At 57.1% G+C, this 13,689-nt stretch carries 13 protein-coding genes and 3 pseudogenes; 6 read left to right on the top strand and 10 right to left on the bottom strand.

Features of this window, described 5'->3' with window-relative positions:
- Positions 1 to 7 precede the first annotated feature (7 nt).
- Positions 8 to 136 carry a hypothetical protein gene (locus tag RTCIAT899_RS34410; RefSeq protein WP_276307846.1) on the bottom strand — a complete coding sequence of 43 codons (129 nt, stop codon included), beginning with the start codon at positions 134 to 136 and terminating at the stop codon, positions 8 to 10.
- Positions 137 to 425: 289 nt separating this feature from the next.
- Here RTCIAT899_RS34410 and RTCIAT899_RS20830 point away from each other — a divergent pair, with 289 nt between their 5' ends.
- The 4 genes and pseudogenes from RTCIAT899_RS20830 (at position 426) to RTCIAT899_RS20815 (ending at position 2,493) form a co-directional block, all read left to right on the top strand.
- A complete protein-coding gene (locus RTCIAT899_RS20830) occupies positions 426 to 725 on the top strand; it encodes a hypothetical protein (protein ID WP_037136675.1) in 300 nt (99 codons plus the stop codon).
- A gap of 51 nt (positions 726 to 776) precedes the next feature.
- The gene (locus RTCIAT899_RS20825; protein WP_240535519.1) at positions 777 to 1,277 is read left to right on the top strand and encodes a hypothetical protein; all 501 of its coding nucleotides are present in this window, start codon (positions 777 to 779) and stop codon (positions 1,275 to 1,277) included.
- Between the two features lie 425 nt (positions 1,278 to 1,702).
- Positions 1,703 to 2,032: a hypothetical protein gene (locus RTCIAT899_RS20820; protein WP_240535518.1), complete on the top strand. Its 330-nt coding sequence runs from the start codon at positions 1,703 to 1,705 to the stop codon at positions 2,030 to 2,032.
- A 250-nt stretch (positions 2,033 to 2,282) separates the two neighbouring features.
- Positions 2,283 to 2,493, top strand: a pseudogene (locus tag RTCIAT899_RS20815) (CsbD family protein).
- A 492-nt stretch (positions 2,494 to 2,985) separates the two neighbouring features.
- Here RTCIAT899_RS20815 and RTCIAT899_RS33540 read toward each other — a convergent pair.
- Positions 2,986 to 3,159 carry a ribonuclease H family protein gene (locus tag RTCIAT899_RS33540; protein ID WP_154660803.1) on the bottom strand — a complete coding sequence of 58 codons (174 nt, stop codon included), beginning with the start codon at positions 3,157 to 3,159 and terminating at the stop codon, positions 2,986 to 2,988.
- 267 nt (positions 3,160 to 3,426) lie between these two features.
- Between RTCIAT899_RS33540 and RTCIAT899_RS20805 the strand changes: the two genes are divergently transcribed.
- Both RTCIAT899_RS20805 and RTCIAT899_RS20800 read left to right on the top strand, forming a co-directional pair.
- A complete protein-coding gene (locus RTCIAT899_RS20805; protein WP_004126005.1) occupies positions 3,427 to 4,764 on the top strand; it encodes an ISNCY-like element ISRtr6 family transposase in 1,338 nt (445 codons plus the stop codon).
- A gap of 597 nt (positions 4,765 to 5,361) precedes the next feature.
- Positions 5,362 to 5,616: a DUF982 domain-containing protein gene (locus RTCIAT899_RS20800; RefSeq protein WP_004126001.1), complete on the top strand. Its 255-nt coding sequence runs from the start codon at positions 5,362 to 5,364 to the stop codon at positions 5,614 to 5,616.
- Positions 5,617 to 5,666: 50 nt separating this feature from the next.
- Here the strand turns inward: RTCIAT899_RS20800 and RTCIAT899_RS20795 are convergent, their stop codons facing one another.
- The 8 genes and pseudogenes from RTCIAT899_RS20795 to nodU form a co-directional block, all read right to left on the bottom strand.
- The gene (locus RTCIAT899_RS20795; protein WP_004125998.1) at positions 5,667 to 5,987 is read right to left on the bottom strand and encodes a hypothetical protein; all 321 of its coding nucleotides are present in this window, start codon (positions 5,985 to 5,987) and stop codon (positions 5,667 to 5,669) included.
- 144 nt (positions 5,988 to 6,131) lie between these two features.
- Positions 6,132 to 8,029 (bottom strand): annotated as a pseudogene (gene nodQ, locus RTCIAT899_RS20790) (bifunctional sulfate adenylyltransferase/adenylyl-sulfate kinase NodQ).
- The gene (gene cysD, locus RTCIAT899_RS20785) at positions 8,029 to 8,928 is read right to left on the bottom strand and encodes a sulfate adenylyltransferase subunit CysD (RefSeq protein WP_004125988.1); all 900 of its coding nucleotides are present in this window, start codon (positions 8,926 to 8,928) and stop codon (positions 8,029 to 8,031) included. Before cysD ends, nodQ begins: the two are co-directional and overlap by 1 nt.
- A gap of 5 nt (positions 8,929 to 8,933) precedes the next feature.
- Positions 8,934 to 9,683, bottom strand: a complete 750-nt coding sequence (locus tag RTCIAT899_RS20780; RefSeq protein ID WP_004125985.1) for a sulfotransferase domain-containing protein — start codon at positions 9,681 to 9,683, stop codon at positions 8,934 to 8,936.
- A 118-nt stretch (positions 9,684 to 9,801) separates the two neighbouring features.
- Positions 9,802 to 10,235 (bottom strand): annotated as a pseudogene (locus tag RTCIAT899_RS20775) (aldo/keto reductase); the annotation flags it as partial.
- Positions 10,236 to 10,267: 32 nt separating this feature from the next.
- Positions 10,268 to 11,053: an ABC transporter permease gene (locus RTCIAT899_RS20770; RefSeq protein ID WP_004125979.1), complete on the bottom strand. Its 786-nt coding sequence runs from the start codon at positions 11,051 to 11,053 to the stop codon at positions 10,268 to 10,270.
- Between the two features lie 3 nt (positions 11,054 to 11,056).
- Positions 11,057 to 11,971, bottom strand: a complete 915-nt coding sequence (nodI, locus tag RTCIAT899_RS20765) for a nodulation factor ABC transporter ATP-binding protein NodI (RefSeq protein WP_004125976.1) — start codon at positions 11,969 to 11,971, stop codon at positions 11,057 to 11,059.
- Positions 11,959 to 13,686 carry a nodulation protein NodU gene (nodU, locus tag RTCIAT899_RS20760; protein WP_004125972.1) on the bottom strand — a complete coding sequence of 576 codons (1,728 nt, stop codon included), beginning with the start codon at positions 13,684 to 13,686 and terminating at the stop codon, positions 11,959 to 11,961. The genes nodI and nodU overlap by 13 nt, the downstream gene beginning before the upstream one ends.
- Positions 13,687 to 13,689 lie beyond the last annotated feature (3 nt).

The following is a 13,689-nucleotide window of genomic DNA, read 5'->3' as shown; positions in this document are numbered from 1 at the left end:
TTAATCGCTACACGAAGAACTTACAGCAAAGCGCAATGGCAAAAACCCCAAACGGCCATGCAATGACTAGCATGGCGCTGGCCCACTCCTGCTCGACGGGCGGCAGATTTTCTTTGTCGTTTGCCGCTGATTTCATGGTCCCCTCCACGATTAAGCTCAAATCCTATCAGGCATTTTAGCCTTGTCGCATCAAAGATGATGTCAGCGCGTCACACGGCCGGCATCTCCTAAATCACCTCCATCATTCCACCTTTCCGGGCCCGCCTTGCGTGGGCTTTTATGGGTGCGGCGACGATATCGTTAGCCGTCTGGAGGCCCGCGGTTTCGTCCCCAGAGATTGTATCGACAATATCGAATATTTTTGGATTACCGAACACGGTCTCGAAGCATATAAGGCTACAGCCACATCCCTCGGAGACGCCCAAATGATCGACGAGACGAGAGAATACCTACTGGATCACCGCGGCAAGCTGTTGTTCCAGATCGAGCGGGCGAAGCACCACCTTGCCGGTCTTGAAGCTGACGAGATCAAGATTATCAACAGCAGGGCGTCCCTGCCGGCGGCCGATATCGCCAGTATCACCGGGGACTTGGCCGAGCACCTGAGAAGCGAGATCGAGGCGCTCTGTTGGGCGATCGACCACATTGACCATGAGCTGGAATATCTGCACGGCGACGATGAATTTGAGCCGTTCACAGGGCGCCACGCTCGCACGCATAGTTGACTCGACTCTTAGATCATTCCCGATAATCATTGCGGTAATTGGGGGATTGCTATGCATCACGCCGTCGTCGTTGCCGCACTGTCGCTCATCATGGTCCCTTCTGCCTTTGCGGCCAGCGACAACGATCTGACGCTCGCGATAACCATGAGCAAAGGAAATCCACCGTCTTTTAACGGGATAACCAACCTGGTGGACGGCACATTGATCTCATTCACAGTCAGGGGTGATTTGCCAGGTTGCATCCAGCGATGTGGCTACGAGGGCGATGCCAGGACGGAAGGTGGCCGGTTCCATGTGGAGATCATCTCAGATCGATACCTTGAAGACGATAGCTATACCATTGATGTGGTCACAACTGATCAAAGCCGTCGCCTCAAGTTTCCGACGTTGGACCCGACCGACAACAACCACATGATTAGATGGACAGCTCGCCTCGAGGTCGACGCCGACGAGTCCAAGATTGTGCCCGGAACGGCTCGGCTTCTTCCATTCTTATACGATGCCAAATACTTGCGAGATGAATCCGATCACGGACATCAACCAACCCAATGAACTGCGCGCAATATTAGCGCAACTTCACCGCAACGCCTCGTGGTCAGGAACCTTTGCTGCAGCTAAAGGTTACGTCCCAGAGGAGTACTCAGATGAGCAACGACATCAACAAGCGTGCCCCAGATCTCAGAACGACACCGGTACGTCGCCAACCTTGGATGCCATGGGTTGTCATTCTCGGGATTATTGTAGTCGCAGCTCTCGCCTGGGCTTTCTGGCCCCACACCAGCACGACAAATCCCAACGCCCCAGCCCAGACGACAACGACACAGCCGACCACCACAACGCCGCCCGCGAAAACGCCCGCTCAGCAGTAAAGTGGCGGCGCCGAGAAGATGCTCAAAGAAATGATGCCTCAGGTTGCGAGAATGTTGCCTGGAGTGTAAACGTGCGTTGTATACTCATGCACGATCGGAGAGCAGCGGATGGTTTCGGATTCTCCCGAGATGGGGTCACCGGTATCCAGCCCGGCGGAGCGGCATGATGAGGATGGTTCGACGTTTTCCCAATATATTCGAAACCATGAGGCAATCTTTGGTCTGCGTGACCTAGAGATTTGTCAGCTTGCTTTCGAGCAGATTTTCTCAAGATTGAACCTAATGAAAGATGTAAATGAAGCCCAGCGACTGGCACCAATCGTTGTCACTCTTTATAAGCAAGGCATTCATGACGAACGCCACCTCGCCAGACTTGCTGGTGCATGGCCACTTTTAGCGAACCCCTTCTTGGTAAAATACTTTGCCATTGATCCGTAGTCGGACGATTGGGGCAAGAAGCCCTTGATTATGAAATTTCCAGATAGCGAAGCGATAGGAAGCATTGGCAGAATCTATCGTTCAGGGCTTGATTCCACTTCTGCATGCTTGAAAAAAAGCGGAGGCCTAACCCCAGCTTCCGCGCGCTCGCTTTGCCCAGCTTCGCGCGGCGGCCCCTCCAACTATTTGGCGAACAAAGATAGCCGATCTACATTACCGCTGCAGGGACAACCCTTACGATGAGAACATCATGGATGGGAATAGAGTTGAAGGAAATTGGAAGCAGATCAAGGGCAAGGTGAAAGAGCAGTGGGGACAGCTCACGGATGACGACCTTGGATCTAATCGACGGACGCCGAGATCAGCTCGAAGGCAAGATCCAAGAACAACGCTACGGCTTGGAAAAAGATCGGGCGCGGCGCGACATCGACGATTGGTACAATCGACAGACCTGGGAGTAACAGGCCGCGTTGTACCATCGGACTGCATGACAACGGTATTTCGTACAGCAATGCCCAAGCACACCCACAAAAAGCCCCTATCCGAATAGGGATAGGGGCAGAGTTTCCATCAAGTGCTCGTTTCAATTACGGTCGTGGGCACGGCCGACTGTTGAATTAGAACATGGTAATGTCATCAATGATATACGCCCTTTGAGGAGGCACTCCTCGACAAATTTCCTTGTATAATCGACCGTATTGTAGATCGGCGGTGACCTGCCACTCTGCGGTCTATGACAACAAACCTTAAAGACTTGTCGGTTTGCCTGCGTTGGGCGGCTTCATCCTCGCGGGTTCTGGCGCCACCGGTCTTGATGATGTCCTCGCGCCGACGGGCGAAGTTTTCCGCGGCGGAATGGAGGTATTGCGGCATGCTGCTTCCGAATGCCTTCGGCCCGACCCTTACGGGCTACGCGATATCCGTCTCCATCGCCTCGATCAGGCGCTCCAAAATCATCTCTCCCAGGAGTTACGCCATTCATTGCATCCGTTCACGACGTACATGGCGTCACGCCAGATCGTTGCCGGCTCGTCCTTCTTGAAATAATCGATGATCCATTGGGTAGCGTGCAGCATGCCGGTAAGCTCGATGACATTGTTCGCGGTCTCACCGAAGCCTGCGGACAATGCAGCGATTTCCCGGCCGTCCTTGTAGACGACGACCTAACCGCCGCTTCCAGGATTCGGTTCGCAGGCCCCATCACGCCGAATGGTATTCGAATGGGCTATTAAGTTCTGCCTGGCGACTCTAGCTAGTTTCCGTCCACGAACATCAAGTTATTGATATTATTAAGTGAATCTGAATTTTGCGCAAGCAAGGCCCGGCGGTTTCAGGTATACTTTGGGCTCATGCCACTGATTCCGAAGCACAATCTGCAACCGCCGGAGCCGACAATGCGCCAGGAACGCACCGTCCAAGCCAGTATATTCGATCTTTTCGCCACGCACGAGATCGGCCACGAACTGAAGTCGATGTCGCAGTGGCTGGACGAGCACCACGATCTGTTTGGCTTGGTGGGGCGGGATCTGGGTCGGCACGGCGTCAAGGCCACCGGACGGCAAGGGCTGCCGGCCGAGGCAGTGCTGCGTTGCGCATTGCTCAAGCAATACCGGCAGCTGAGCTACCAGGAACTGGCGTTCCATCTCGAGGACTCCGCGTCGTTTCGGGCCTTTGCGCGCCTGCCGTGGTCATGGAGCCCGCAAAAGTCAGTGCTGCAAAAGACGATCAGCGCGATCCGACCCGAGACCTGGGAAGTGATCAATCGGGCGCTGCTGTCGAGCGCTCGGCAGGCGAAGCTGGAAGACGGCACGGTCGTGCGGCTGGACAGTACAGTGACCTCGGCACTCATGCACGAACCGAGCGACAGCAGCCTGCTGTGGGATGCCGTGCGGGTCATGGTGCGCCTGCTGAAGAAGGCAGATACCTTGGTCGGCGCCGGCCTGGCATGGCGCGATCATTGCCGCGCGGCCAAGAAGCGTGCCCGCGAGATCCAGTTCACACGCGGTCAGCCCAATCGGGTCCGGCTCTACCGTGAGCTGATCGCGATCGCCTGCGCGACCTTGGCATACCTGAAGCAGGCAACCGAGCGACTGGCAGCGGCGAGCAATCCGCTCGTCCAACTCTGGCAGGCCCAGGTTTGCCGCTATCGACCGCTGATCGAACGCATCATCAAACAGAGCGAGCGGCGAGTACTGGCGGGCGAGAAGCTGCCGGCGGGCGAGAAGCTGGTAAGCCTGTTCGAACCCCATGCCGATATCATCGTCAAAGGTAGCCGCGAGACCGAATACGGCCACAAGCTCAACCTGACCACCGGCAGAAGCGGCATGATCCTCGATCTGGTGATCGAGGCAGGTAATCCGCCCGACAGCGAGCGGCTGCTGCCGATGCTGGAGCGCCACATCGCCGTCTATGGAAACGCGCCGCGGCAGGCGGCGGCCGACGGCGGCTTTGCCAGTCGCGGCAACCTGGCCACAGCCAAGACCTGGGGCGTTCGCGACATGGCATTCCACAAGAAAGCTGGCCTCAAGGTCGAGGACATGGTCAGAAGCAATTGGGTCTATCGCAAGTTGCGCAACTTCCGCGCCGGTATCGAAGCCGGAATATCATGCCTCAAGCGTGCCTACGGCCTGGCACGCTGCACCTGGCGGGGCCTTGACCACTTCAAGACCTACGTCTGGTCCTCCGTCGTGGCTTACAACCTCGTCCTCTTCATCCGCCTCAAACCGACCTGAACTCCGACCAGCTTTTAGAATTGCGCCGTCGCTACAATGCCGGCCTCGTGGCGTACGCCTCAGCGCCGCCAACTGTATACTGCCCAATCACAAGCGTTCATGATCCTGTCCGTCGCCCCAAAACCACTCTCACCGCAAAGGACAAACCCTTGTAAACGCGCTTAAATACGCCTGTTTGTGGACGGAAACTAGCTACGGGGAGCCCTGGGCGCTTTGCGGCGGACCGAGCATGGCGGGCGGATGATGAATTTCCGCGCTCGTCGTTCTTGCGGAACCGACTGCCGCCTTCTAGATCATGAACAATGTCGACGCCATGTCGGATCCCTGCGAACGGAACTTGACGCGGCTGCCAATCAACTGTTGCGCATGAAAGCCGCCTCTCGATCAGTCTTGAAAGCCTGACGTCGGCGCCAAGGCCTCGCAGATAGTCGCGTAGCGGACAAAAAGAGATTCTGGAAACACGTAGGCGATAAGCGAACCCTGCATGTGCGAGGGGTACCCGAATGCGAATACAGGATCTTTCGAAGATGAGCATCACGCCGCCCTCCTTGGAACCAAGCATCTGATCGCCAGTTTTGATTGCGGAGGAATAATGCCATGACCACACAATGGTGGGATAAAACTCTGATGCTGGAAACGAGACAGGCCGGCAGAGCGGTCGCGATCAACAGCGCCGAGCGCGCTGCCGATTTCCTGCTCAACGAATGGCCGGCAGAGAATACCGGCGAAGCCTATGAAGACGCCAAGAGAGCGGTTCTTGCAGCCCATGAGGGCAGAATAACTGCCGAAGAAGTGCGAGAGGCGATCATTAAGGCGGCCCGAGAGGATGGGGTCTTTGTGTACGGCCGGTGAGGTCATGCCTGCCTCCCGAATATATGTGGGAGGCAGCGATAGGTTTTTCTTCAGCGTCTTCGCGTCTTCCCCTCTGCGCGCGCTGCGAACTTATCAACGCGCCGATACATCTCCTTTTCGATAGTCTTGCCCGTATCGACTCGTATGGCGAAGAACCGATCGCGTAAGGCGAGCGCATCAGCTTCCGACTTGCAATCAGCGATGATGTGAGATCGGGGAAGCCTCTCCCCTTCCTCCACGTACCGGCAGGAGCCAAATGCAACGAAGGTTTTTGGCATAACCTTCTGGACCTGCAGGACGAAGAAGATTTCCTCGCTGCGATGAGTGTCCATCCAGTATTTGAAGGTGTATTCTCGGTAGGCTGCCGTCATATGGTCCGTAAAGCTGGTGAAACGCCAGCACCCGCTGGCCTGGCCGGCTACTCTTCTCAGCGAAGCAGCTGCAGGAGATTTTCGGCCCTCCCCTGTTGACAGGCTCTCAGTTGCTAAAATTCCTGTCTGCACTGGGCCAGTGAGCTATTTCTCCTCCATTCGGCTTCGAAGGAACTCTTCTATCTGAAGCGCTAACCTCGCTGGCTCCTGGCCCATGGTTTTGAGGTGAAGTTCCGGATTCTCCGGAGCCTCATAGGGAGACGAGACGCCGGTGAAATTGGCAATGTTTCCGGCAAAGGCCTTCTTATAAAGCCCTTTCGGATCTCGGCGCGCACATTCGTCTAAAGGCGTGTCAACAAAGATTTCGATGAACTCGCCTTCGCCCATGAGCTCGCGCGCCATACGCCGCTCGTCTCGGAAGGGCGAGATGAAGGAGCAAATTACGATCAGCCCTGCGTCCGCCATCAACTTGGCGACCTCAGCGACGCGGCGTATGTTCTCGACCCGATCAACTGCGGTAAAGCCAAGGTCACGATTAAGCCCGTGGCGTACGTTATCTCCGTCCAATAGATAGGTATGCTTGCCGCAAGTATGCAGAAGCGCTTCGAGTGCATTGGCGATCGTCGACTTGCCCGAACCGGACAGACCGGTGAGCCAAAGGACAGCAGGCTTTTGGTTCTTGAGAGCCGACCGCGCGGCCTTGTCGACGTCGAGCGCCTGCCAATGAACGTTGTCGGCACGACGAAGCGGGAAATCAATCATGCCGGCGCCGACGGTCGCGCTGCTTACCCTATCGACGATGATGAAATTGCCGGTTGACCTATTTTCCTTGTAGGCGTCAAAGACGATCGGTCGTTGCGTCATGATGTTGCAGACGCCCACCTCGTTCATCTGAAGCAGTTTGGCCGGTTCGCGAACGAAGCTGTCGACATTTAGTTGGTGCTTGAGCACAGTCACCGTGGCGCTGACACTGTCCGTCTCCGTCCGCAAGAGATAGCTTCGTCCGGGGAGCATCGGATTGGCATCGAACCAAATAAGATGCGCCTGAAATTGGTCCGAGACAAAAGGTCTTGAGGCGGGGTCAACCAGCATGTCGCCCCTCGAGACATCTACCTCGTCGGCAAGAACCAAGGTTACCGGTTCCCCTTCTGCGGCAGATATCTGGTTGCCATCAGGGGCAATGATCGCCCTGACCGACGATCGCAGACCTGATTTTGCAACGATCACCGGATCGCCGACCGCAATTTTTCCGGATGCGATCCGGCCCGCGTAGCTCGAAAATCCGCATTCGGCCGCATGACGAGCTGAACAGGAAAACGAAAGGGTTCTTGCCTGTCAGGTGCGTCGAGTTCCACCGTTTCCAGATATTCAAGAAGCGGGGAGCCTTGATACCAGGGTAATTTCCCCGATTTCGAAACAACATTGTCTCCGAAGCGGGCGGACATCGGAATGGCCATTACGCTGGCAAAACCCAGCTTCGCCGAGAAGCGCACGTATTCGGCCACAATGGCATCAAATATCGGCTCGCTGAAATCGATGAGATCGATCTTGTTCACAGCCAGGACGACATGGCGAATGCCGAGAAGCGAGGCGAGATAGGAATGCCTGCGTGTTTGCTGGAGTATGCCTTGGCGGCTGTCGACGAGGATGACGGCAAGGTCGGCAGTTGATGCGCCCGTCGCCATGTTGCGCGTATATTCGAAGTGGCCTGGCGTGTCGGCAACGATGAACTTGCGCTTCGACGTGGAGAAATAGCGATAGGCAACATCTATGGTGATGCCCTGTTCGCGCTCCGCCTCAAGGCCGTCGAGCACCAGAGAGAAATCGATTTCCTCGCCATTGCCGCCGCGGATGCCCCCGTGGCGAAGGTCTGCCAATTGGTCTTCGAAGACCAGTTGCGCATCGCAGAGCAGTCGCCCGATCAAGGTCGATTTGCCGTCATCGACCGAACCGCAGGTAATGAATCGAAGAACCGGTCCTTTGTCCTCTTGGACCAGATGCTCTTCCATGTCATGCGGCGATATCGAAAAAGGATATGGCATCAGAAGTACCCTTCCCGCTTCTTCTTCTCCATTGCGCCGGCCTCGTCGAAATCGATCAGCCGGCTCTGTCTTTCGGAGGTGCGTGCCTCCACGATCTCGCGCAGGATTTCCGGCACCGTCTCCGCACTGGATTCGATCGCGCCCGTCAAAGGGTAGCAGCCGAGCGTACGGAAACGGATCATGCGCTGCGTGACCGTTTCGTCGGGCTCAAGCGGCATGCGCTCGTCATCGACCATGATCATCCCCGCACCGCGCTGAACGACGGGCCGCGGCGCCGCGAAATAGAGTGGCACGACCGGGATGTTTTCCTTTTGGTTGTATTCCCAGACGTCGAGTTCCGTCCAGTTGGAAAGCGGAAAGACGCGCATCGTTTCGCCTGCGCTGACACGCGTATTGTAGGTTCTCCACATCTCCGGACGCTGGCGTTTCGGATCCCAAGCATGCTGTGCGTTGCGAATGGAAAAGATCCGCTCTTTGGCTCGCGATTTTTCCTCCTCGCGGCGTGCGCCTGCGAGCGCAGCATCGAAACTGAATTTGTCCAACGCCTGGCGCAGCGCCATGGTCTTCATCATGTGCGTGTGCACGTTGGAGCCGTCTCGAAACGGGCTGATACCCTGATCGATGCCATCCTGATTGACGTGGACAATCAATTTCAGGTCCATTTCCCGCATCATGCGGTCGCGGAAATCGATCATCTCCCGAAACTTCCACCGGGTGTCCACATGAAGAAAGGGAAAGGGCGGTTTTCCCGGGAAGAACGCCTTCATTGCGAGATGCAATAAAACGGAGGAGTCCTTTCCGATGGAATAGAGCACTACCGGATTGGAAAAGGTCGCAGCGACCTCCCGAATGATATGGATGGCTTCGGATTCGAGGTATCGCAGATTGTCGAAAGACATCTCATTTATCCTTGCGGAGCCGATGCGTCGTCAAGCTCGAAGAACTTCGCGTAGGGGCCGCCTGCAAAGTGCCGCCGTAGCTCTACAAAATTCCGCAGCGAGCGAGCGAGCGAGCGTGTTTCCTGCCGTTGAATGGTGGCGCGATTGGAAAACCGATGCGCGGGAGCTCCCAGGAAGGCCAAAACGGCTGCCAGGCATGCGCTCGGTTTAAGAAGAAGATCCTGGTATTCGATCATCAGCAGTTTGCTCGGATCAAACGCATCCTTGACCCGCGCATGGAAATCGTCGGCAGCTTTGAAATAGGCTTCGCATTCGTTCACTGACAGCGAGACACTTGGGGGCTCATTACGGTCCGGGCTGAATTTCAGCCACTGACCCGTTTGCCTTGCCTGCACCAGCGATCGTAGGGATTCCAATGTATTGCGAGTAAGCAAAATGACTTTGAGGCCTTGCCAGCGAGCCAATTCGTCGAAAAAGCCTGGACGCTCATAAAATTGAGGCTCGTTAATTTTACAGCCGACATGCGTCACCTTCTTCTTGGCTGGTGGATAGCGCATGTAGGCGAGCTCGAGAAGCTCGCGATCGCTGTGCCTCAGGCGATCCTTATCGGGCCAATTTTCATCATAGCTGTTGAGCAACTCACCGTTGCTCAAGATATTTGGATGATCGTTCAGCAACGCTTCGAGATAGTGCGTCCCAGTTCGCGGCATCGCAAGGATTACAAATGGCTCCGGCGACGGTAGGGAATGGATCATTGCGCATGTTTCCAACTGTTATTGATCACAAAGGTGGGGATGGCGCCCGCACAAGAACTTCGCCGTTGCGCCGACGAGCGTAAGGGCTCTCCGGCTGGTTCTTTACGCCAGGCTATTGAAAGACGTTCGTACTGCGGTCTGGCCAGTGCAGCTGAAACAGATCGGTATGATCCGTCTGCAGCCTTTGAAGGCTGGCATCGACTGCTTCGAAAAGGTTTGCGCGCGTGTAGCTGACGCGGCCGTCCAGGATATAGGGCAGGTTTGCTTTGGCTGGCCGGACGGGACCGACCGCTTTGGTCGAAAGCACCACATCCTGCCTGCGGCCGGTTTTGCGCAGCCAACTGTCGATATAGCGCGCCGAGAGACCGTCGTCCCGACGCGCGGTGGTACAGGATACATCTCCGCCGTGTCGACAAAGTTTACGCCTACATCGAGAGCCGCCCCGAGTTGCGCGCGTGCCTCGGCTTCCGTGTTCTGCTCTCCCCAGCCCATCGTACCCAAGCCGAACGCGCTTACTTTCAGGCCGCTGCGGCCGAGTCCGCGATACTGCATTTCATCACTCCGTTTCGTAAGCGGTCACGGCTTCAGGGCATCAGACGGCGCCGCAGAAGCGTTGCCGAAAGGAAGAACGGCAATGCCGCGTAAAGGCAGAGCGCACCGACATGCAGGCCGACGCTTTCCGCCGGCCGGCCGAGCATTGCTGGACGAATGAGGTCGATCGCATGTGCGAGCGGCAGCAACTGCGCCATTTCCTGAAATCCGCCCGGCAGTTGCGCGACCGGAAAGACCGCGCCGCAGAGGAACAACATCGGCGTGAGGACGAGCGTCTGGTAGAAAATGAAATAGTCGTAACTGGGTGCGAGTGCCACGACGACCATGGCCACGCTCGCGAATGCAAACCCTGTTAGCGCAATAACCGGCAGCACGCAGGGGATCGACGTCCACGCCGCATAGCCGAGCATAGTGGCGACGATCAAAATTCCCGTCCCGGCCAGAAACGCCTTGGTGGCCGCCCATGCCAATTCGCCGAGAATGACATCGCCGAGCGTCAGTTGTGTGTATAGGATTGCTTCCCAGCGGTGAGATTGCATGCGAGCGAAAGCCGCATAAATCGTTTCGAAGGTAGCAGATGTCATGGAACTTGCCGCAACCATGCCGCCCGTCAGAAACGCGATATATGGAGCCCCGTCCACGCGACCGACCATTATGCCGAGGCCGTAACCGAGACCGAACAGGTAGATCATGGGATCGGCGAGATTCCCGAGTATCGACGCAAGCGCAACCTTCTTCCATGCCAGATAGTTGCGGCGCCAAACCGCAATCCAGTTCCAAGCGTTAGCCGGCAGCGTTGTCGCATAACCTTCACCCATCATTCATTTCTCCATCTCGCGCCCGGTCAGCCGCAAAAAAACATCCTCCAGATTCGGTGGCCGCTGCAAAAGACGCAGGCCCGTTCGCCCGCGCAGTTGCGCCAAGACCGGCTCCGGATCGGACGCGTAACAAAAGAGCGTCTCGCCGCTCACCTCGAACCGTTGCGCATATGGCCGGATCGCTGAATGCAGTTCATGCGGATTGCCGCCGTATATTTCGATCACCTGGCAGCCGATCTGCTCGTCGACAAGCGCATGCGGGCGGCCCTCGGCGATGATGCGTCCCTTCTCGATGACGCACAGGCGATCGCACAAACGCTCAGCTTCTTCCATGAAGTGGGTGGTCAAGATAATTGTCTTGCCGCGCGCCAGAAGTGCCCGCAGGCGCTCCCAGATCAAGTGGCGCGCATGCGGATCAAGGCCCGTCGTCGGCTCATCCATGACAAGCAGCTGCGGGTCGTTGATCAGCGCACGCGCCAGTGTCAGGCGCCGCTTCATGCCGCCGGACAGCTCGGAAACGCGTGCATGCGCCTTGCTCTCAAGGCGCGCGAACTCGAGCAGTGACGGGATAACCTTTTCGACCTCGCGTGTGCTCATGCCGAAATAGCGTCCGAACACCACAAGATTTTCGCGCACAGTGAATTCGGCGTCGAGGTTGTCGAACTGAGGGACGACGCCGATGCGCCTGCGTGCCAAGCGGGCGCGCGCCGGCACGGGTACACCGAGCACGCTGATCTTGCCGGAATCAGGAAGAGTCATGCCGAGAACCATTCGCGCGATTGTGCTTTTTCCCGCGCCGTTCGGCCCGAGCAGGCCAAAGCATTCTCCCGCTCCAACGGAAAACGACAGCCCGTCGACGACGGTCCTTTCGCCGTAAGACTTCGTGACACCGGCAAGTTCGATTGCTACCGTGGACATGTGCTCATCTTCATGTTGTCTGCGACGCCAACTGGCGCCAATTCGGCGACCCGCTCCTTGGTGAAGAGCACGCCGTTGCACCATACATGGTCGATGCGTCCCCATTCGCAGGCTGCGGCAGCATCCGGGAAGAAGCCCCGTCCATGGAGGTTGGCACTCGTGTTGCAAAGCAGCGGAATGCCTGTGAGTTTTTCATACTCGATGAGGAGTTCGGTAACTGCGTGTTCAGAGCTCCTGGAAATGGTTTGCAAACGTGCAGATCCGTCGAGATGGACGACAGCGGGAATCTTGTCCTTCCACTCCGGGCGCGTCTGGTGGTCGAACAGCATGTAGGGATCGGGCGTTCCGGGACTGAATATATCCGGCGCGAGGTCCTCCAGGCATATTGGCGCCACCGGCCGGAAGTGTTCGCGAAATTTGACTTCGTTGAGATAGTCTTTCATTTGCGGCGACGTCGCGGCTGCGAGAATGCTTCTGCCTCCGAGCGCCCGGGGTCCGAGCTCGGCGCGCCCGGCAAGAAAGACAACGGGCTTATTGCTGGCGAGGATCGTGGCGAGTTCTAATATGCTGCACGGGGCAGCCTCCCATCCGGGCGGCGCATCGCCGTTTTTCAAAGCCGGGCCGCTGTAGACCGACCACTCCAGCGGCACAAAGCCTTCATGCGCCGCCATGGCGCTGCAGGCGGCACCGATTGCAGAACCACTGTCGTTCGGAAATGGCGGAACCCAGACGGCATCGAACAGGCCCGTCTCGCGCAGTGCACTGTTCCATTTGATGTTGAGACCACAGCCGCCGGCTATGCATAAATTACGCGGCCCTGGCAGTGAGTGGCGCTGCATGGCAAGCGCCATTTCACGGACTAAGAGAAGCTCCAGGAAAGAATGGAATGATGCAAGCACGTTTTCGGGCGCCTTATCCTCCAATCGGACCACGCTGGCATCGAAGAAGTCATGTACGGCTATAAGGGAAGATTCAGCGTCGTTGATGTTTGCGCGATAGCGACAGGCTCGCTCGGCATCGCCTGAAAAGTGCTCCTCGTAGAGCTCTTCGAACACCGCGACGATGTCTTCATCAATCGAGCTAAGCGCGATATAGGCCATCAGCTTGCCGGCGACACCGAGGTCCCAGCCCGCGCGGCTTGGCTGCTTATATGGCCCGAAGTAATGGCCCGCGGCAGCGTAAGCTTGCCCTATCATCGGGAATAAGGACTCAAGGAACCGCGCTCCGTGGCCATCGACGTGATAGAGGCGCGGGAAGATGCAGCCACCCCATACCAGGCAGAACGCGGCTTCACCAGCCTTGGCGAATGGACTGGTGCAGTATGCGGAGGCCACATGGCCGGTAACATGCGGATAGCTCTTATAAGAAAGAACCCGGTCGTCGAGAATAAGGCCGGAGCCGTCGAGCGAATCGAGAAGACCGTCGGGGTGGCGTTCAACGTAGGGCGCCCCCGTGAGAGTGACGGGAGCCGCGCCGCTGAGGACCTGGAAACGCGACTCGATCTCACCATCCCATCCGTCGATGACGAACTGATCGACGTCGCTTGGATTAAGACCGTGTTCCGCCAACGCGGTGACAATTGCGTCGAGATTGTCGATGGTTTGGTATCGGCGATTGTTGTCTTGCTTCTCCTGCTCAATGCAGAAGACTAGCCGTCCGTCCTCGATAAGGGCGATCGCCCCGTCATGGGTCAGCTTTATACCACAGATGCGCATAGT

The sequence above is a fragment of the Rhizobium tropici CIAT 899 genome (genome assembly GCF_000330885.1).
Lineage (GTDB): Bacteria > Pseudomonadota > Alphaproteobacteria > Rhizobiales > Rhizobiaceae > Rhizobium > Rhizobium tropici.
This window is presented reverse-complemented; position numbering and strand designations above follow the sequence as displayed.